Origin of the sequence: Mesorhizobium sp. M1322 (assembly GCF_040318085.1) — a bacterium.
Classification (GTDB): domain Bacteria; phylum Pseudomonadota; class Alphaproteobacteria; order Rhizobiales; family Rhizobiaceae; genus Mesorhizobium.
Genome location: NZ_JAMYLP010000001.1, coordinates 65,651 through 84,153 on the forward strand (window position 1 = coordinate 65,651; position 18,503 = coordinate 84,153).

An 18,503-nucleotide genomic window follows, 5' to 3' on the forward strand; every position below is an offset into this window, starting at 1 on the left:
CCGTCGACCCCGGATTACAAACCTGCTCCTCTCTGTTTGCAGCGCCTTGCGGCTACCCTCCAGCCGACGCAACACATGTTTGCAAGCTCGCTAAAGCATAACCCTAAATCGGCGTGATGAAATCAAAAACCGTTGTGCCTGTGGCATTTTCGTACCAAAAGCCACATTGGACAGGACAGGGCGGAGCTCGATCGTGGCAATTCGGTGGATAACCATCGTCTTGATGCTGGCAATCACCGGGGCACAGTGGCTCACGGCAGCGCGTGCCGCGGAGCCGCAAGTGCCGGTGCTGTGGGATGCCAAGGAGCGGCTGCCGAAGCCTGACCTTTCCGCGCTGCCGCGTCTGAGATTCCTGACCACCACTGATTTCCCGCCGTTCAACTTCCTCGACGGGGCGGGCCGCTTGTCCGGCTTCCACGTCGATCTGGCGCGCGCCATCTGCGCCGAACTCGGCATCGCGGAAAAATGCCAGATCCAGGCGCTGCCCTGGGCCGACCTCGAAGGGGCGCTGCAGAAGGGCGAAGGCGAAGCGATCATCGCCGGCATCGCCGCCACGCCGGAGTCGCGGTCGAAATATGCCTTCTCACGTTCCTACCTGAAGTTTCCGGCGCGCTTCATCATGCTGAAGACAAAGGCGCTCGCGGAACCGATCTTCGACAGACTGCGCGGCAAGCGCGTCGGCGTGGTCGCCGGCTCCGCGCATGAGCGGATGCTGCGCGATTATTTCGGCACCGTTCAGGTCGTCCCCTTCGACCGGCCGGAAGAGCTCTATGATGATCTCAAGGCCGGCAAGGTCGACGCCGCCTTCGGCGACGGCATGCGCTTCGCCTTCTGGCTGGGCGGTTCGGATGCCGCAGCCTGCTGCCGCTTTGCCGGCGGCCCGTATCTGGCGCCAGAATATCTGGGCTCGGGCATGGCCATCGCCACCAGGGCTAACGATCCGGCGCTGGCCGCAGCGTTCGACTACGCACTGCAGGAGATTTCGGTGAAAGGCATCTTCGCCGAATTCTATCTGCGCTATTTCCCGGTCAGTTTTTTCTGATCCAGTCCGGTCAGTTTTCTAGTCGGTCCGGTCAGTTTTTTCTGAGCCTTCAGGGGCCCGGATCAAGTCAGCGTGCGCAGGCGGGCCTTGGCGGCGCGGGCGATGGCGGCGACGGTGAGCGTGTCGAGATCGAGCTGGCGACGGATAAGCTGCAGCACCCTCACCTCCTCCAAGCGCATTTCGAGGTCGACGGCCGCAACCTCGAAGGCTGCGGCGTAGGCGGTGTCAAGCAGGCGTTCGGGCAGTGCTTCAGCGACCCGCGCCAAAACGCCTTCCAGCCCGTCCTTTTCGTGCAGCATCTTTTGGCAGTCCTGGGCGACGCCGACCAGCCGGTCGTGGTCGAAATCCTCGAACACCGGCCATGAGCGGACGACGTCGCCGATCCGCGCCAGTTCGACATCGGTCATGTCGCGATCGGACGCGGAGGTGATGACCATCAGATAGATCAGGGCTTCATGCGGCGGCAACGACATTTAAAACTCCTCAAATGGGCTCCGAAGGTAGGAACGCGGCACCGACGCCGCAAGGAAAAAGAGCCGCGATCGTTGACGCCCACGGCAGGCACGCCTAGAGACCGGTTGAAAAACCTCTTCCGGCCCCCTTTGCGGCGATGCTGGCGAATAACTTGGAAAACAGTGACATGGCGGGATCAAACATCATCGATCTCAATCCCGAGGTGCTTGCGGCAGCGGCCGAAAGCAAGGCGTGGCCGTTCGAGGAAGCCAGGAAGATCGTCGAGCGCTACAAAGGCACTGACTTTCCCGAGACCCTCCTGTTTGAGACCGGCTACGGTCCGTCGGGGCTGCCGCACATCGGTACTTTCGGCGAGGTCGCACGCACCTCGATGGTGCGCCACGCCTTCCGCGTCCTCACCCGAGACGCGGTCAAGACCAAAATATTGTGCTTTTCCGACGACATGGACGGCATGCGGAAGATTCCTGACAACGTCCCCGATCGCGCCGCACTCGAGCCGCACCTGCACAAGCCGCTCTCGTCGGTCCCCAATCCTTTCGGCGGCGACTATGCGAGCTTCGCAGACCACAACAACGCAATGCTTTGCCGTTTCCTGGATACGTTCGGCTTCGATTACGAGTTCGCCAGCGCGACGGAATACTACAAGGCTGGCCGCTTCGACGACGTTCTGCTGCGCGCTGCCGAACGTTTCGACAAGATCATGGCGGTGATGCTGCCGACGCTCGGCAGCGAGCGCCAGGCGACCTATAGCCCGTTCTTGCCGATTTCCCCCAAAAGTGGCCGCGTGCTTTACGTCCCCATGAAGCATGTTGACGCCAAGGCCGGCACTATCACCTTCGATGATAACGGCACCGAAACCACGCTGCCCATAACCGGCGGCAGAGTGAAGCTGCAATGGAAGCCGGACTTCGGCATGCGCTGGGCGGCGCTCGGCGTCGATTTCGAAATGTTCGGCAAAGACCACCAGACGAATGCGGTGATCTACGACCGTATCTGCAATATCCTGGGCGGACGGGCGCCGGAGCATTTCGTCTATGAGCTGTTCCTGGACGAGAACGGCCAGAAGATTTCGAAGTCGAAGGGCAACGGACTGACCATAGACGAGTGGCTGACCTACGCGCCGACCGAAAGCCTTGAGCTCTACATGTACCAGCGGCCGCGGCAGGCCAAGAAGCTCTATTTCGACGTCATTCCGAAGGCGGTGGACGAGTATTACGCCTTTCTGTCCGCCTATCGCCGGCAGGAGTGGAAGGAGCGGCTGGGAAATCCCGTCTGGCATATGCATGACGGTAACCCGCCTGTCGTCGACCTGCCGGTGTCGTTCGCGCTGCTGCTCAATCTGGTCAGTGCCTCGAACGCCCAGAACAAGGACGTGCTGTGGGGGTTCATTTCGCGCCACACATCGGGCGTGACGCCGAAGACGCACCCCGAGCTCGACCGGCTGGCCGAGTATGCGATCCGCTATTTCGACGATTTCGTAAAGCCGGCCAAGGTGTACCGGGCCGCCGATGCGGTCGAGCGCGAGGCGCTGACGAAACTGTCCGAAGCGCTCGCCGCATTGCCGCCGGATGCCGATGGCGAGGTGATCCAGGGTGCCGCCCTCAACGTCGCGCGCAAGATCGAACGCTATCAGGACCATTCGAAGCAGAGCCCGGAGGGCGGGCCGGGCGTCTCCGTCGCCTTCTTCCAAATGATCTACCAGGTGCTGATCGGACAGGAGCGCGGCCCGCGCTTCGGTTCCTTCGCCGCGCTCTACGGCCTCGCAGAAACCCGCGCGCTCATTCAGAAGGCGCTGGCTGGTCAGCTGGCGGCGTAGCCGTCGTCTCGGTTGGCGGCGCAGCCGTCGCCGACGGATCGAGAATCGGCTGCGTCGGCTGCGTTGCCGCAACAGGGGCTGGTGCTGGAGGCAGGCCGGCGAGACTGGGCGCCGGCCCGAAAATGCCCTTCCCCGCCGTACGCGCCTTCTCGCCGGCCTCGACGTAAGGGCCACCCTCGGCTGCGCGCGCCCAGCCGTTTTCGATCAACCACTGACCGACAACCTGGTTGCCACCGCGGCATTCGGCGGCGATCAGGTCGCGGCCGCCTTCGGGCGGCACCGCGCAAACTATCGCCCGGCCGCGCAGGAAAGCACGGAACGCCGTTCGCGCCCGGCTGCCGCACGTCCACGACTTGCTGCCGTCGGCGCAAGTCTCGTCTTGCCTGACGATGTCGATACCCGAAATCGCGACCGAGTAGCCCTTGGCCTCGATCACACCGGCGGCCGGCGCAACCGGCTGGAACAGTTTTGTCCCATTCCAGTCGTCGGGCATTTTCGATTTGGCCGGTTTGGGCGGTCTGGCCAGCGCCAGGTCACTCAGCGGTGCGCGCGGCTCGACCCGTTCAAGCTCTTCGGGCTGAAGCTGCGGCGGCGCGACGACCTCGGGATCGATGGCCCTGGAATGCGCCTCCGGCCTCGCCGCCTTGGGTCGCGAGATCGCGGCGGTGGCAGGCGCGTCGGACTGCGCCGGCATGCCGGCCTGTGCCCGAGCTGCGACGCGGCCGTGTTCGCCATGCAGCACGGCGCGGCCACCGGCGGCGATCGCGGCCCCCATCGCCAGGATCGTCAACACCGCAGCAGCTGCATGAAGCGGGCGCACCGGCGACCCTTACTGGCTTGCCCAGACAATCCGCGCCACCCATTCGACATCGCGCATGGGGATGTCGCGGTCCGGGTGATCGGGATTGAGCGAGACCAGCATGATCGACTTCGCCGTCTGACGGTCCAGCACCTTGGCCATCACCTCGCCGGCATTGGTCTTGACGACGACGCGGTCGCCCTTGCGGGTGGCAGCGCCCGGCTCGACGATCAGCACGTCGCCGTTGCGGTAGAGCGGCAGCATGGAATCGCCCTGGACCTGCAGCGCATAGGAGGTTTCGGTCGCCTGTGCCGGAAGCTCGATCAGATCCCAGCCCTGCCCCGCCGGAAAGCCGGCATCATCGAAGAAGCCGCCGGCGCCGGCCTGGGCGAAGCCGAGCAGCGGCACCGAAGACCTCTGTGCGGGTAGGGGTCCGGGAACGGGCTTGCCCCGACCTTCGACCAATCCCGTGAATTCGTCGAGCGAGGCGCCCGTCGCCTCGATGATCTTGGCCAGCGATTCGGTCGACGGCCAACGCGGCCGCCCATCCGAGGACAGCCGCTTCGACTTGTTGAAGGCAGTCGAATCGAGGCCCGCGCGTTTCGCCAGCCCCGAGGCCGAGAGCGAATAGCGCTCGGCGAGAGCATCGATTGCGGCCCATACGCGGTCATGCGAGAGCACTTTTGCTCTCCTTCAGAACAGGAAAAAATACCTTCTCTGTTCTAACCGGTGGCCGCGATCTTGTCCACCAAGAAGGCGGCGTCACGCCGCCTTCTTGGCCTCGCTCCTGGCATAGGGATCGAATCGTTCGTAGAAAGTCTCGCCCTTCTCCGCCATGTCGAGCAGGAGCTTCGGCGCCTTGAACTCGGCGCCGTACTTCTTTTGCAGGCCCTTGGCGATCTTGACGAATTTCTTTGCGCCAATGCCATCGATGTAGGACAGCACGCCCCCGGTAACGGGCGCGAAGCCGAAGGCGAGAATCGAGCCGACATCGGCTTCGCGCGGATCGGTGACGATGCCCTCCTCCATCACCCGCGCCGCCTCCAGCGCGATGGTGACCAGGAGCCGCTGCTTCAGTTCCTCATAGTCGACCTTTTCAGGCGCCAACTGCGGATAGAGATCCTTCAGGCCCGGCCACAACTTCTTCTTGGCAGGCTTTTGCGGATAGTCGTAAAAACCCTTGCCGTTCTTGCGGCCGAAGCGGCCATGCGTATCGACCAGCGTGTTGATCAGCGCCATCTGCTTCGGGTCGACCGCTTTTTCGCCGAGATCCCGCATGGTCTGCTTCATGATCTTCTGCGCGAGGTCGATCGCCGTTTCGTCGGTGAGCGCCAAGGGGCCGACCGGCATGCCGGCGGCCTTCGCCGCATTCTCAATCATCGGCGCGGGAACGCCCTCAATCAGCATCTTGTAGGCTTCCGACATGTAGCGCAGCACGCAGCGGTTGACGTAGAAGCCTCGCGTGTCGTTGACGACGATCGGCGTCTTCTTGATAGCGCGGACGAAGTCGATCGCGGCGGCCAGCGCCTTGTCGCCGGTCTTCTTGCCCAAAATGATCTCGACCAGCATCATCTTGTCGACCGGCGAGAAGAAATGGATGCCGACGAAATTCTTCGGCCGCGCCGAATTCTTCGCCAGCGACGTGATCGGGATGGTGGACGTGTTCGACGCGAAGACTGCCGACGGCTTCAGCACGGCCTCTGCCTTTTCGGTGGCGTCCTTCTTGACGCCCGAGTCCTCGAACACCGCCTCGACCACCAGGTCGCAGCCTGCGAGGTCGGCATAGTCCGCCGTCGGCGTGATCAGCGACAGCAGTCTGTCCTTGTCCTCGGGCTTGGCACGGCCCTTCCTGACCTGATCGGAGATCAGACTGTCCGAATGCGCCTTGCCTTTCGCGGCAGCTTCCACGTCGCGGTCGAGCAGCACCACCGGAATGCCGGCCTTCGCCGTGACATAGGCGATGCCGGCGCCCATGAAGCCGGCGCCGAGCACGCCAATCTTCTTGAACTTGGTTTCCGGCACGCCGGCCGGACGGCGCGCACCCTTGTTCAGTTCCTGCAGCGACACGAACAGGGAGCGGATCATCGCCGCCGCTTCCCTGGTCTGCATGATCTCGGTGAAATAACGCTGCTCGATGCGCAAGGCGGTATCGAACGGCACCAGCAGGCCTTCATAGACGCATTTCAGAATGGCAGCGGCGGCGGGATAGTTGCCATAGGTCTCGCGGCGCAGGATGGCGATTGCCGGTGGCCACAGATTGGCGCCGGCCACCGAATAGACCGGGCCGCCGGGCAGCTTGAAGCCCTTCTCGTCCCACGGCGCCACCGGCTTCAAGCCATTTTTGATCATGGCCTTGGCGGACTCGACCAGCTTCGCAGGCTCGGCGATCTCGTGGATCAGGCCTATCGACTTGGCCTTCTGCGGCGACAGCGTCTGGCCGGAGGTCAGCATCTGCAGCGCCTGCTGCTGGTCGATCAGCCGCGGCACGCGCTGGGTGCCGCCGGCGCCCGGGAAGATGCCTATCTTCACTTCGGGGAGCGCCATCCTGACCTTCTCGGAATCGGCTGCGACACGGCCATGGCAAGCGAGCGACAGCTCGAACGCGCCACCCATGCAGGTGCCGTTGATCGCCGACACCCATGGCTTGCCTGAGGTCTCCAGCTTGCGGAACAGACCGGTCATATAGCCGGCATTGTCGAACAGCGCCTTGGTCGCCTTTTCGACGTCCTTGCGCTTTTCGGCGGCGAAGGTCGTCAGCATCTTCTGCAGCATGGTGATGTCCGCACCGCCGGAAAACGTGTCCTTACCGGAGGTGATCACCGCCCCCTTTATCGCCGCGTCGCTCGCCACCTTGTCGACGATGGAATTCAGCTCCAGCATCGCCTCTTCGGTGAAGACGTTCATCGAGCGGTCGGGCATATCCCAGGTGATCAGCGCGATGCCATCGGCGTCGATGTCGAGGGTGAAATTGATGTAGCTCATCGGTCTCTCTCCCCGTCAGACGCGTTCGATGATCGTTGCGGTGCCCATGCCTGCGCCGATGCAAAGCGTCACCAGCGCGGTACTGAGGTCGCGACGCTCAAGTTCGTCCAGCACCGTTCCGAAGATCATCGCACCTGTGGCGCCGAGCGGATGGCCCATGGCGATGGCGCCGCCATTGACGTTGATCCTGTCGTGCGAAATATCGAAAGCCTGCATGTAGCGCAGCACCACCGAGGCGAAAGCCTCGTTGAGCTCGAACAGATCGATGTCCGACAGCTTCATCCTAGCGCGCTTCAGCAGCTTCTCGGTCACGTCTACCGGACCGGTCAGCATCAGCACCGGTTCCGAACCGATATTGGCGAATGCACGGATGCGCGCGCGCGGCTTAAGGCCGATCGTCTTTCCAGCCTTCTTCGAGCCGAGCAGAACGGCCGCCGCGCCGTCGACGATACCGGACGAATTGCCGGCGTGGTGAACGTGGTTGACCTCTTCCACCTCGGGATGCTTCTGCACCGCGACGGCATCGAAGCCGCCCATTTCGCCGGGCATGACGAAAGACGGGTTGAGTGCCGCCAGCGACTGCATGTCGGTCGAAGGCCGCATGTGCTCGTCATGGTCGAGGATGGTCAGCCCGTTCTGGTCCTTGATCGAGATCACCGAATTCTTGAAGCGGCCCTCGCCCCAGGCTTTGGCAGCACGCTTTTGGCTCTCGACCGCATAGGCGTCGACGTCGTCGCGCGAAAAGCCGTATTTCGTGGCGATCAGGTCGGCCGAGATGCCTTGCGGCACGAACCAGCCGGGCAGGCCAACGGAGGGGTCCATGAACCAGGCGCCGCCGGATGCGCCCATGCCGACGCGCGACATCGATTCGACACCGCCGGCGATAACAATCTCATCTGCGCCTTGCGCGATCTTGGCTGCACCGAAATTGATGGCGTCCAAGCCAGAGGCGCAGAAGCGCGAGATCTGCATGCCGGGCGCTTTTGTGTCGTAGCCCGCCTCGAAGGCGGCGGCGCGCGGAATGACAGACCCCGCCTCGCCGACCGGGTCGACGCAACCGAAGATGATGTCGTCGACGGTGCCGGTATCCAGCCCATTGCGGTCGCGGATCGCCTCGAGCACCTTGGCGCCGAGCCGCACCGCCGGCACCTCGTGCAGCGAGCCATCCTTCTTGCCCCTGCCGCGCGGCGTGCGCACGGCGTCATAGACATAAGCTTCGGCCATTTTCCTGCTCCTTGGTTTGCTGAAAGTCGCTCAGAGAGAGCGTCCAATCAGCAATTTCATGATCTCGTTGGTGCCGCCGTAGATACGCTGGACGCGGGCGTCGCGGAACATGCGGGCGATCGGATACTCATTCATGTAGCCATAGCCGCCATGCAATTGAAGGCACTCATCAACGACTTTTCCCTGGAGGTCGGACAGCCAGTATTTGGCCATCGAGGCCGTCACCGGGTCGAGGCCACCATTGATATGGCGGGCGACGCAGTCATTGTAGAAGACCCGGCCGATGGTCGCCTCTGTCTTCAGTTCGGCCAGCTTGAACTGGGTATTCTGGAATTCGATGATCGCCATGCCGAATGCCTTGCGCTCCTTGACGTAATCGATGGTCAGCGCCAGCGCCCGCTCGACCATGGCGATGGCGCCGGTGCCGATCTGCAGCCGCTCCTGCGGCAATTGCTGCATCAGCTGGACAAAGCCCTGGCCTTCCTCGTGGCCGAGCAGATTGGAGGTCGGCACGCGCATATCGTTGAAGAATAGTTCCGACGTGTCGTTGGCCTTGAGCCCGATCTTGTCGAGGTTGCGACCGCGCTCGAACCCTTCCACCTCGTCGGTCTCGACGACGATCAGCGAAGTGCCCTTGGCGCCCTTCTCCGGATCGGTCTTGGTGACGACGATGATGAAGTTGGCGAGCTGACCGTTGGTGATGAAGGTCTTCGAACCGTTGATCTTGTACTGGTTGCCATCCCTCTCGGCTCGCGTCTTGACGCCCTGCAGGTCGGAGCCGGCACCGGGCTCGGTCATGGCGATGGCGCCGATCAGTTCGCCGGTCGCCAGTTTCGGCAGCCACTTCTTCTTCTGCTCGTCCGAGCCGTAGTGGAGGATGTAAGGGGCGACGATCGAATTGTGCAGGCCGATGCCGAAGCCGTCGACGCCGACATGGCCGATCGCCTCGATGATGGCGCTCTCATGCGCGAATGTCCCGCCCGAACCACCATACTCCTCCGGCATTGAGGCACAGAGCAGACCGGCCGCACCTGCCTTCAGCCAGCTCTCGCGGTCGACCATCTCGTTCTTCTCGAACTCGTCATAGCGCGGCGCGATCTCTTCCGACATGAAGCGGTGCGCCATGTCGTAAAGCATGCCGACCTCGTCCGCAGCCCAGCCGGGTTTGGGCAAAACAAGCACTTCGGCAGGATTTGTCGCCACGATTTCCTCCGCGTATCGACAGGTTAAAGGCCGGCTGTGCCGACGCTGTCGAGCTTAGAACGCTTCCGCCGGCAGTGCCATCAATGTATCGGCGCCGCTGGAGATGCGGGCGAGGTGCGCCGACGTCTCCGGCATGATCCGCTCCATGAAGAAGCGCGCAGTCACCAGCTTGCTGTCGTAGAAGGCCGAAGGCCCATTGGCGCCATTCGCCAATTTCGCCCCGGCTGCCTTGGCCATCTGCGCCCACATGTAGCCCAGCGCCACCAGGCCGAAGAGATGCATGTAGTCGGTCGAGGCGGCGCCGACGTTGTCGGGCTTGGCCATGCCGTTCTGCATCAGCCACATCGTCGCCGCCTGCAGATCGTTGAGGCCCTTCTTCAGCGCCTTGGTGAAGGGCGCCATCTTCTCGTCGGTGCGGTTCTCCTCGCAGAATTCACCGACCTCCTTGAAGAAGGCCTGCATGGCGCGGCCGCCATTCAAGGCCAGCTTGCGGCCGACGAGGTCAAGCGCCTGGATGCCGTTGGCGCCCTCGTAGATCATGGCGATGCGGGCATCGCGCACGAACTGGCTCATGCCGTGCTCTTCGATATAGCCGTGGCCGCCGAACACTTGCTGGGCCATCACCGCGTGGTCGAAACCCTTGTCGGTGAGCACGCCCTTGACCACCGGCGTCATCAAGCCGGTGTAGTCGTCGGCAGCCTGGCGGTCCTTGTCGTCGTCGGAGCGGTGGGCGATATCGGACTTGATCGCCGTCCACAGCGCCAGCGCGCGACCGGCCTCGTTGAAGGCCTTCATGGTCATCAGGCTGCGGCGGATATCGGGGTGGACGATGATCGGGTCGGCCTTCTTGTCCGGCGCCTTCGGCCCGGACAGCGAGCGGCCCTGAAGGCGATCCTTGGCATAGGACACAGCGTTCTGGTAGGCGACCTCCGACAGAGAAAGCCCCTGCAGGCCGACGCCGAGTCTCGCTTCATTCATCATCGTGAACATGGCCTTCAGCCCGCCATTGGCCTCGCCGAGCAGCGTGCCTTGCGCCTCGTCATAGTTCATGACGCAGGTCGAATTGCCATGGATGCCCATCTTCTCCTCGATCGAGCCGCAGGAGACGGTGTTCTTCTCGCCAGGATTGCCTGATGCATCGAGCTTGAGCTTCGGCACGATGAACAGCGAAATGCCCTTCACGCCTTCCGGTGCGCCCTCGATGCGGGCCAGCACGAGGTGGACGATGTTGTCCGACATGTCGTGCTCGCCGGCCGATATGAATATCTTCTGGCCTGAGATCCTGTAGCTGCCGTCGCCGTTGGGAACCGCCTTAGTGCGCAGCAGGCCGAGATCGGTGCCGCAATGCGACTCGGTCAGGTTCATGGTGCCTGTCCAGGCGCCCTCGACCAGCTTCGGCAGCCAGATCGCCTTCTGCTCGTCGGTGCCGTGAGTAATGATCGCCGCGATCGCGCCCTGCGTCAGGCCGGGATACATCATCAGCGACATGTTGGCCGAAACCATATATTCGGAAACAGCGGTATGCACCGCGTAAGGCAGACCCTGGCCGCCAAATTCGACGGGTGCGGCCAACCCCATCCAGCCGCCATCGCGATACTGGTCGAAGGCCTCCTTGAAGCCTTTTGCCGTCGTCACCGAACTGTCGTCATGGCGCACGCAGCCTTCCATGTCGCCGACGCGGTTCAGCGGCTGCATGACATTTTCGGCGAGCTTGGCGCCCTCGGCTAGGATGGCCTCGACCACATCCGGCGTGGCATCGGAAAATCCAGGAAGATTGGAATAGCGCTGGTAGCCCAGCACCTCGTTCAGCACGAACAGCGTATCCTGGACCGGAGCCCTGTAGATCGGCATGCTTTTCCTCCACCATGCGGCCTTGGTCCCCAATCCCCCAGAGTGAAGTCAGGGGCGACATACGGACCAATGTTCAGGTCGGGATAGCAAAAGTTGACGTTTGCGTAAACGTCAATTTTTTTATGTAGCAAATTTTTTCCGCCGCCGCGCTCATCAAGCGTAACGGCAGCGGCTGGCGAAACCAGTGCGGAACGGATTGAAACGCATTCGTCCGACGCAGCCGCAAGACATCGGAAAGAGCCGCGCGGCCAAAGCCCACGCGGCTCTTTCGTCAAAAGGCCGTTCACCGGAAGCCGGCGAGGTCGAATTATCCGGCGGCGCTGGCCTGCGGCGCCGAACGTTCGATCAACATCTGACGCACCGCCGCCATCGAGTTGCTCAACTCGTTGATGGCATCGTCGATCAGCGCCCGCTGCTTATGCAGACGGGCAAGCTGCTTCTCCGACTTGTCGAGCGCCAGTCGCAACTGCTTGGTGTTGGAGCCGGTCGGGTCATAGAGATCCATCATCTGCTTGACGTCGCGCAGCGAGAATCCGACCTTGCGGCCGAGCAGGATCAGCTTCAGCCGCGCCTTGTCGCGGCGCGTGTAGAGACGGGTCGAGCCGTCGCGCTGCGGATTGAGAAGGCCCTTGTCCTCGTAGAAACGCAGCGTGCGCAGCGTTACTCCGTATTTCTTGGCCATCTCGCCGATGCGGACAAGATCCTCGCCGGCTTTATCAGACATGTCATTGGTATTGGCCGCGGCTTCGCCGGGCGAAACAAGTTTCATGGTCACTGGCATTCCCCATCTGGTGGCGCCGCGGTCCCGGACCATGCGTCGCCTGAGTGGAAGCAGGGGCGTGCTTCCACTCGTGGTTTCAACAAACAAATCGCAAACGGCACAGGCTGTGCACCCTTACGTTTACGTCAATTCTATATCGATAGCCGCCTCACGAAGCAAGGGCGTTGTGCGGGACGAACTTTTTGCCGCATCCGCCAGCGCATGGTCTGGCGCTTCAGGCGCTCCTCAACAACGTTGTAGCTTCTTAAGCTTAGTTAACGCGTTGTTTACCACGTTGGGCGAAATGTGCGCATGTCGGTTACCCGTGTTTATCCTGTAGCGAATTTTTCACGGTTTTTCGGAGCGCGGGTGAACCCCGGGAAGTTGGTCTTCCACCGCAGCAAAGCCGCGCGGCCGCCTTCGTTTCCGGCAGGACTTTGGGAAACTGGTCATAAGCCAGCAGTAATTCTGAACGGGCGCATCGATGAACAGCAAGCGGTCCTATCTCGATACACTCAACGCCGGCAGGCAGCGCAGGCCGCACACCACGCTTGAACAGCTCAACCGTTCCCTGGAAACGCTGGAGCAGCGGCTGGAGCGGACGCGCGAGGACATGAGCGAGCGTCCCGATCCGCGCCGGCCGAGCGCGGAGCCGCGCTATGCCAGCGCCCGACCCTACGAGGATCCGCGCCCCGCGCAGCCGCCGAAAAGCCCGGCGCCGGCTACCTTCGACCAGAGTTACCAGGCGATCGCCCGCGATATCGACCGCGTGCGCGGCCAAGAAGACGGCGTCGCCGTGGTCGGCAAGATCGCCGGCGAATTGCGCGGCCTGCGCGAGGAGCTGCGCCACCAGATGACCGCCGGCCTGCAGCGCGAATTCGAAGCGTTGCGCAAGGACATCGAGCGGGCTTTCCAGGCAAGCGCCCAGCCGGGTGGCCAATCGGGGGGCGGCAAAGGCAGCGCCGAACTCGGCGTCGAGTTCGAGCGGCTTTCCGGCGCCATCCAGACCCTGGCCGAAAAGAGCGACGACAGGAGCGTCAACATGCTCCGGCTCGAGCTGGAGCAGGTCAAGGCCGCGCTCGACACGCTGGCGCGCGAGGAGAGCGTGCAGGCGGTCGGCCGCCGCTGGGACGATTTCGACCGCCGCTGGACCGCGTTCGAGGATCGTGTCGATGCCAATCAGCGCGAGCGGTCGGACGCACCCGGTCTTTCGATGCTGACCGACCGGCTCGAACAGATCAGCAATGCCGTCAACAATTTGCCGGAATCACTGTCGCTGCGGTCGCTCGAAGAGAAGGTCCGCACGCTTGCCAGCGCCGTCGATCATTTCGCCAGGCAGCAGGATAATCGCGGCAGCAGCACATTCGGCATGATCGACGAACGGCTGGACGAGATTTCCCGCGCGATCGTCGCCTCGACTGTCGCTGCGCAGGCCAATTCATTCGACCCCGATGCATTCGAACGTATCGAGAAGCGGATCGCCTCGCTTGCCCAACAAATCGAGGAAGTCACGCAAGTTCACCCCAGCGGCGAGGTCATCGACCGCCTCAACATGCTGTCGAGCCGGGTCGACGATCTTGCCGGCCGGGCCAATTTGCCGGAGCAGGCGATGGAGCGTCTCGACAAGCAGATCGCGCTCATTGCCGACAAGATCGACAGGGCGCCTGCCATGCCGGATGCCGACTACATCTTCCAGGGGCTGGAGCAACGTTTCGACGTGCTGTCCGGCATGATGGAGCGCCGCCAAGGCGACGCGATCGAACAAGGCAACATGCTGTTTCGTGATCTCGAGCGCCGGCTGGACGAAGTCGTCGACAGGCTGGACCAGCGCATGCCGCAGATCGACGGGGCCGGCATCATGGACGCCATCGACGCCCGCTTCAGCGCGCTGGCCCAGCGCATGGAAACGCGCATTCCCGATTCCGCAAGCGAAGCGGCCATCCGTGGCCTGGAAGGCCGGCTCGAAGATATTTCCAGCCGGCTAGATTCATCCGCGGCACAAGTCGCCGGCATCGACCCGGCCCTTATCCGCAGCCTGGAAGCGCAAGTCGCGGGTCTGTCGGCGCATCTTTCGAAGCCCGGCACGCCACTGCCGGAATTCGAGGACATCAGCCCTCGTCTCAACGAAATCGAGAAGTCGCTGGCTGGCACCCGCGATTCCATCCTCAGCGCGGCGCGCGAGGCGGCCGAGAGCGCCGTCCGTTCGTTGGCCGGCTCCAGTGCCAATACGGCGGCCGTCTCTGGCCTCGCCCAGGATCTGAAGACGCTCGAAGCACTGACGCGCCGTTCCGACGAGCGCAATTCGCGGACCTTCGAGGCCATCCACGACACGCTGCTCAAGATCGTCGACCGACTGGGCTCGCTGGAAACCGGCGAGCCGACCGAAGCCGCGAGCGAGTTCACGCAGCCTGCTGCGCCGGTGCGCGCGCGGGCGGCACGAGCCTCCAAGATCGCGGTCCAGGACGCGCCGTCCATGGATATCGACCAGCCATTGCCGCTGACTGGAGACATGGCCGATCTTGACAGCCATGCCACTGCTATCATGCGCAATGAGCCAGGTTCGCGTAGCGAACCGGGCACTCGCACGCCGGCCGAAGCCGCTGCGGCCGCGGCCATGGCGGCGCTTGGTTCGGATACGGTGACGGAGAAAAGTGAGCAGCCCGGCGGCCGGAAGTCGATGCTCGGCGGACTGGCGCGCGCCTTCAAGGGCAAGAAGGAGGCAGACGTTCCACCGCTTGCCGGCTCGGCGCCCGATGTCGAGATACCGAGCGCCGATCTCGACGAGCCGCTGGATCCGAAGGTTGCCAACCGGCCGCTGGAGCCCGGCTCCGGCCCACCCGACCTCAACGCCATCATGAAACGCGTGCGCGACGAACGCGGACCGCCGGTCAGGGCCGGCAATACCGATGCATCGAAATCCGACTTCATCGCCGCAGCCAGACGCGCGGCGCAAGCGGCCGCTGCCGAGGCCGACGCTCTCAAGCGGCAATCGACGATGAGCGGCCCGGTGAAGGCGCTCAGGATCGGCGACCTGCTCAAGGCGCGGCGCAAGCCGATCCTGATGGCGGCCGCCGCAGTCATGCTGGCGCTCGCCGGCTTACAACTGGGCAAGGCCTTTTTCTCGGACCCCGTTGAAATAGCCAGCAATGATGCGGCGCCGGTCGTGGCCGCGCAGCCGGCGGAAACCGCGTCGGCCGATACCGCCAGCGAGCCGAAGACGGATGCGCAAACTGCAGCGCAGGACAGCGCGCCGGCCCGCGCCGTCCGGCAGGCAGAGCCGTCCGAATCGATAGCCGAGGACGACATGCCGGCACAGGCCGCCCGCGCCGCGCTGTCGGACGCCGGAACGCCGATGGGCACCGCACCCGAGGCTGAACCCGTTCCTGCGCCCATAACTCCAACGGCGCCGGCCGATCCGGCGGCGGCGAATGTGACAGCCTCGGCACCCGGGGGCCCGACGGCTGCGGACACCGAGCCAATGGCCACTGCGCGAGCCGTCACGCCCGCGACCCAAGAGATGACCGGCACGGTCACGCCTGCGGATGCTTCGACGGCGGCGGCCACTGCCAACATCGACATCCCAGCCGATGCCGGCCCAGCTGCCTTGCGTGACGCAGCGGCCGGCGGCGACGCCAAGGCGTTATTCGAGATCGGCTCGCGCTACGCCGAATCGCGCGGCGTCAAGCAAGACATGGCAGCGGCCGCCAAATGGTACGACAAATCAGCAGAATTCGGCTTCGCGCCAGCGGAATACCGCATCGGCAACTTCTATGAGAAGGGCACCGGCGTCGCGCGTGACGTGAAAAAGGCGAAGACCTGGTACCAGCTCGCCGCGTCACAGGGCAACGCCAGCGCCATGCACAATCTCGCCGTGCTCTTTGCCATGGCTGCGGACGGCGTGACCGACAATGAATCGGCCGCGCACTGGTTCCAGGCCGCCGCCGATCTCGGTATCAAGGACAGCCAGTTCAATCTCGGCATCCTGGCGGCGAAGGGCGTCGGCATGAAGCAGAACCTCGAAGAATCATACAAATGGTTCGCACTCGTCGCCAAGACCGGCGACAAGGATGCGGCGGCAAAGCGCGACGAGATCGCCAAGGCGCTCAGACCCGAGCAGCTCGAACGCGCACGCGCCGCCGCCGAACTGTGGAAGGCAAAGCCGCTCGATCCTGCGGCCAATTCGGCCGACATTCCCGAATCATGGCAGGACGGCACGCCGCAGACGACCGCCAGCGTCGACATGAAAAAGGTCGTTCAGAACATCCAGCGCATTCTCAAAAAGAATGGCTATGAGGCCGGCAATGCCGACGGCGTGATGGGCCAGAAAACCAAGGATGCAATCATGGCTTTCCAGACCGACAACGACCTGAAGGCGACGGGAGCGGTCGACGAGAAACTGGTCAAGGCTCTGCTTGCGCGCAAATAACGTCAGATGCGTCGTTTCCGCGACGCCTTTGCCACACATTCGCCTGTTAACTGATTGAGTTGTTTTTTGTTTCGGCGGCGTGGCGAGGTTTGACTTCGCCGCCCGGCAGGCGCAAGAACGAGATAGGCTTTTTGGCGCGAAATGCCCGCAACGGTTGCATTCGTCGAGAGGCAAACTGATCGAGACTGACGGGTGGGCATCTATCTCCCGATCGCGGAAATTTCCGTCAACATCTTCGTGCTGCTGGCCATGGGCGCGGCGGTGGGTTTCCTTTCGGGCATGTTCGGAGTGGGCGGCGGCTTTCTTATCACGCCGCTGCTGATCTTCTACAACATACCGCCGGCGATCGCGGTCGCCACCGGCGCCAACCAGGTCATCGCCTCCTCCTTCTCCGGCGCATTGTCGCATGTGAAGCGCGGCACGCTCGACTTCAAGCTCGGCGGTGTGCTTTTGGCAGGCGGCATCGTCGGCTCAACCGGCGGCATCTTTGTCTTTGGCTTCTTGCGCCGACTCGGCCAACTCGACCTGTTCATCTCGCTGCTCTACGTCGTGCTGCTTGGCACCGTCGGCGGGCTGATGTTGGTCGAGAGCGTCAATGCGCTGCGCGCCACGCGTAGCGGCGCGGCACCGGTGCTGAAGAAATCCGGCCAGCACAACTGGATCCACCGTTTGCCGCTGAAAATGCGGTTCAGGGCCTCGAAGCTTTTCGTCAGCGTCATCCCGGTGCTCGGCCTCGGCGCCGGCATCGGCTTCCTGTCGTCGATCATGGGCGTCGGTGGCGGTTTCATCATGGTACCGGCGCTGATCTATCTCTTGAAAGTGCCGACCAACGTCGTCGTCGGCACGTCGCTATTCCAGATCATCTTCACCTCGGCCTACACCACGCTGGTCCACGCCACCACCAACCAGACGGTCGACGTCATGCTCGCCTTCCTGTTGATGGCGGGCGGCGTCGCCGGCGCGCAATACGGCGCCAAGGCCGGCCAAAGGCTGCGTGGCGAGCAGCTCAGGGCGCTGCTGGCGCTGCTGGTGCTGGCGGTCGCAATCCGGCTCGCCATTGACCTGTTCGTGACGCCGCCCAACCTCTATTCCCTGTCCGGCGTGGATCCGACCTGATGGCGGGCTTGAGGGCGTTCTTGGCCGTTGCCTCGCTGTCGCTGTTCGCCGCCGCATCACCGGGAAAAGCGCAGACGCCGGTTACCGAAAACATCCAGATCGGCCTGTCCACCGACCACGTCTCAATCACCGCCGGCTTTTCCGGCGCCGACCTCACCATCTTCGGCTCACTGGAAAATGCCGACCCGCTTGTCGCGCGCCAAGGGCGCTACGACATCATCGTCGTGCTTGAGGGGCCGGCCCGGCCGGTCGTCGTGCGCCGCAAGGACAGGGTGCTCGGCATCTGGATCAATCTGGAGTCCGAGACCTTCGAGAACGTGCCGGTGTCCTATTCGGTGGCGACGACGCGCCCACTTCAGGACGTCACCGACCCCAACAGCTACAAGCAACTGTCGCTCGGCGCCGCCAACATCTACATGCAGCCGGCCGACGATGGCGACAATCCGGCGACAATCCAGGAATTCACCGCGGCGCTGCGCGAGCGCAAGACGGCGACCGGCCTCTACAGCGTGAACGTCGGCGGCGTGCAGTTCCTGTCGCAGAACCTGTTCCGCGCCACCGTCAGACTCGCCCCCAACGTTCCGGTCGGCACCCACAAGGCACGCGCGTTCCTGTTCAAGAGCGGCCTGTTCATCAAGGAAAGCTCCGCCCAACTCGAAATCCGCAAATCCGGTTTCGAACAGTCGATCTTCCGCGTCGCCCACGATTATTCTTTCCTGTATGGCATCTTCGCGGTGTCGTTGGCCATGCTGACAGGCTGGCTCGGAAGGCTCGTCTTCCGGAAGGATTGAACCCTCTTCAAAAGGCGGT

Annotated in this window: 13 protein-coding genes; 5 read left to right on the plus strand and 8 right to left on the minus strand. The window is 63.3% G+C overall.

What is annotated here, in order from left to right; translation table 11 throughout:
- Positions 1-223: 223 nt before the first annotated feature.
- Positions 224-1,042: an ABC transporter substrate-binding protein gene (locus NKH12_RS00330; RefSeq protein ID WP_352951427.1), complete on the plus strand. Its 819-nt coding sequence runs from the start codon at positions 224-226 to the stop codon at positions 1,040-1,042.
- 62 nt (positions 1,043-1,104) lie between these two features.
- On the opposite strand, the gene NKH12_RS00335 is transcribed toward NKH12_RS00330, so the two are convergent.
- Entirely contained in the window at positions 1,105-1,515 is a 411-nt protein-coding gene (locus NKH12_RS00335) for a tellurite resistance TerB family protein (RefSeq protein WP_292399336.1), read from the minus strand.
- Between the two features lie 167 nt (positions 1,516-1,682).
- On the opposite strand from NKH12_RS00335, the gene NKH12_RS00340 reads away from it, so the two are divergent.
- On the plus strand, positions 1,683-3,332 hold the full coding sequence (locus tag NKH12_RS00340) for a lysine--tRNA ligase (protein ID WP_352951351.1): 1,650 nt from the start codon (positions 1,683-1,685) through the stop codon (positions 3,330-3,332).
- Here the strand turns inward: NKH12_RS00340 and NKH12_RS00345 are convergent.
- The 7 genes from NKH12_RS00345 to NKH12_RS00375 form a co-directional block, all read right to left on the minus strand.
- Positions 3,295-4,152: a thermonuclease family protein gene (locus NKH12_RS00345; protein WP_352951352.1), complete on the minus strand. Its 858-nt coding sequence runs from the start codon at positions 4,150-4,152 to the stop codon at positions 3,295-3,297. The two genes, NKH12_RS00340 and NKH12_RS00345, sit on opposite strands and share 38 nt — an antisense overlap.
- A gap of 9 nt (positions 4,153-4,161) precedes the next feature.
- Complete coding sequence (locus tag NKH12_RS00350; RefSeq protein WP_352951353.1) at positions 4,162-4,812, minus strand: S24 family peptidase; 651 nt, start codon at positions 4,810-4,812, stop codon at positions 4,162-4,164.
- 81 nt (positions 4,813-4,893) lie between these two features.
- Entirely contained in the window at positions 4,894-7,113 is a 2,220-nt protein-coding gene (locus NKH12_RS00355; RefSeq protein ID WP_352951354.1) for a 3-hydroxyacyl-CoA dehydrogenase NAD-binding domain-containing protein, read from the minus strand.
- 15 nt (positions 7,114-7,128) lie between these two features.
- On the minus strand, positions 7,129-8,337 hold the full coding sequence (locus NKH12_RS00360; protein WP_352951355.1) for an acetyl-CoA C-acetyltransferase: 1,209 nt from the start codon (positions 8,335-8,337) through the stop codon (positions 7,129-7,131).
- 30 nt (positions 8,338-8,367) lie between these two features.
- On the minus strand, positions 8,368-9,540 hold the full coding sequence (locus tag NKH12_RS00365; protein WP_352951356.1) for an acyl-CoA dehydrogenase family protein: 1,173 nt from the start codon (positions 9,538-9,540) through the stop codon (positions 8,368-8,370).
- 54 nt (positions 9,541-9,594) lie between these two features.
- Positions 9,595-11,391 carry an acyl-CoA dehydrogenase gene (locus NKH12_RS00370; RefSeq protein ID WP_352951357.1) on the minus strand — a complete coding sequence of 599 codons (1,797 nt, stop codon included), beginning with the start codon at positions 11,389-11,391 and terminating at the stop codon, positions 9,595-9,597.
- Between the two features lie 307 nt (positions 11,392-11,698).
- Positions 11,699-12,160, minus strand: a complete 462-nt coding sequence (locus NKH12_RS00375) for a MerR family transcriptional regulator (RefSeq protein WP_352951428.1) — start codon at positions 12,158-12,160, stop codon at positions 11,699-11,701.
- Positions 12,161-12,635: 475 nt separating this feature from the next.
- On the opposite strand from NKH12_RS00375, the gene NKH12_RS00380 reads away from it, so the two are divergent.
- The 3 genes from NKH12_RS00380 (at position 12,636) to NKH12_RS00390 (ending at position 18,484) form a co-directional block, all read left to right on the plus strand.
- Entirely contained in the window at positions 12,636-16,577 is a 3,942-nt protein-coding gene (locus NKH12_RS00380) for a peptidoglycan-binding protein (protein WP_352951358.1), read from the plus strand.
- Positions 16,578-16,769: 192 nt separating this feature from the next.
- Entirely contained in the window at positions 16,770-17,693 is a 924-nt protein-coding gene (locus NKH12_RS00385) for a sulfite exporter TauE/SafE family protein (RefSeq protein ID WP_292515706.1), read from the plus strand.
- Positions 17,693-18,484 carry a TIGR02186 family protein gene (locus NKH12_RS00390; RefSeq protein WP_352951359.1) on the plus strand — a complete coding sequence of 264 codons (792 nt, stop codon included), beginning with the start codon at positions 17,693-17,695 and terminating at the stop codon, positions 18,482-18,484. The genes NKH12_RS00385 and NKH12_RS00390 overlap by 1 nt, the downstream gene beginning before the upstream one ends.
- The last annotated feature ends 19 nt before the right edge of the window (positions 18,485-18,503 follow it).